Source organism: Streptomyces sp. NPDC002817 (assembly GCF_053592055.1).
The window spans coordinates 1-1611 of record NZ_JBSFUY010000107.1; the positions used below are offsets into that span (position 1 = coordinate 1).

The following is a 1611-nucleotide window of genomic DNA, read 5'->3' on the forward strand; positions in this document are numbered from 1 at the left end:
GCCGTGCCTTCAGCACCATGACCCAGCACCCGCCCCCGAGTACCCGCAATCGCCCCGCTACCAGCAGCTATACCCACCGAAAGAGGAATCCAGCACTAGTAGGACTCCGTTAGGTCGTTCTGGATCTTGGTGTGGTCCTGCTGGGCAGCGGCCGGTGGCAGGTGGTGCAGGTGCCGGTCCAGCAGTTCAGCAGGTCCTGGATGACGTCGAGGATCTGGTAGAGGGTGAGTCCGCTGTATCGGCTTTTGGGGCCAGGCGCTGTTCGGTGAGGAATGCGTGGGCGGCGGTGACCAGGGTGACGTGGTGATGCCAGCCGTTCCAGGAACGTCCCTCGAAGTGGTCCAGGCCGAGGCCGTGCTTGAGTTCGCGGTAGTCGTGCTCGATGCGCCAGCGGATCTTGGCCAGACGGACGAGTTCGGCCACCGGGGTGTCGGCGGGCAGGTTGGACAGCCAGTAGTCGGTGGGTGTTTCGGCGCCTTCGGGCCATTCGGCCAGCAGCGTCACTTCGGGCAGGACGCCGTCCCAGTGGCCGTGTTCGGCCATGGCGACGGCCTGGGCCAGACGGCGGGCCCGGACGCCGGCCGGGCGCACCCGCAGGGCCAGGAAGTGTGAGCGCATCGGTCCGCGGGAGCCTTCCCGCCAGGTCACCTCGGTGAAGGACTGCCGCCCGTGGCCGGTCGCCAGCGCGGCCACCCAGGACGGCTTGTCGCGGTAGCGGGGCTGCGGCTTGGGGCCGTTGCCGGACCAGGCCGGGGCGGTGGGCCGCGCATCGTGCGGGTGGACGCTCACATCCGAGCGGATGGCGACGACATAGCCGATGCCCCGGCCGTCCAGGCCGTCGCGGAAGTCGGCGTTCTGCCCGTAGCCGGCATCGGCCACCACCACCGGCGGCACCAGATTCCACCCGGCCAGCTCGTCGATGCTGTCCAGGGCCAGGCGCCACTTCGCCCGGTGTCCGATGTCCTGCGGTATCCCGGTCTTCTGCCGGCGTCCGGCATCGTCCGCCCACTCCTGGGGCACGAACAACCGCCACTGCAGCGGACAGGACGCGGCATCGGAGACCGCGTGCACGCTCACCGCGACCTGACAATTGGCCCGCTTGCCCAGCGCCCCGCAGTACTGGCGCGCGACCGCCACCGACATCTTCCCGTCCTTGGGGAACGACACGTCATCGACCGCCCACGCGTCCGGCCCGATTCTCGGCACCATCCGCTCCGCAATCCGGCGCCGCACCGGCACCGGATCCCAGGTCGACTGGTTCACGAACTGCTGCAGGTTCTGCTCGTTGCCATCCGGCAGCCGTTCCGCCATCGGCTGGATCGACTTGCGCCGCCCGTCCAGCATCAGCCCCCGCAGATAGCAGTCACCCTTCGCCCGCTGATCCTTGCGCGGCACCGACGCGAACACATCAGCGACGAATAACGCCAACTTCGCCCGAGCACGGTTCACTTCATGTGCGTCCACACACCCAACATGCTCTTGATCAGGCCCGACGGAAAGACCTAACGGAGCCCTACTAGGGCCTGTGTGAGGTTGTGATCAATCTGGGTTCTGGTCCCGTGCGGGGGCGGGTCCTGGTAGGACGCTGGGTGTGACACGTAGGCAACTCAG

General features: G+C 68.0%; 1 protein-coding gene. It reads right to left on the minus strand.

The genetic code is table 11. From position 1 onward, the window contains the following. Positions 1-186: 186 nt before the first annotated feature. Positions 187-1464, minus strand: a complete 1278-nt coding sequence (locus ACWD3I_RS49180) for an IS701 family transposase (protein ID WP_365414250.1) — start codon at positions 1462-1464, stop codon at positions 187-189. Positions 1465-1611 lie beyond the last annotated feature (147 nt).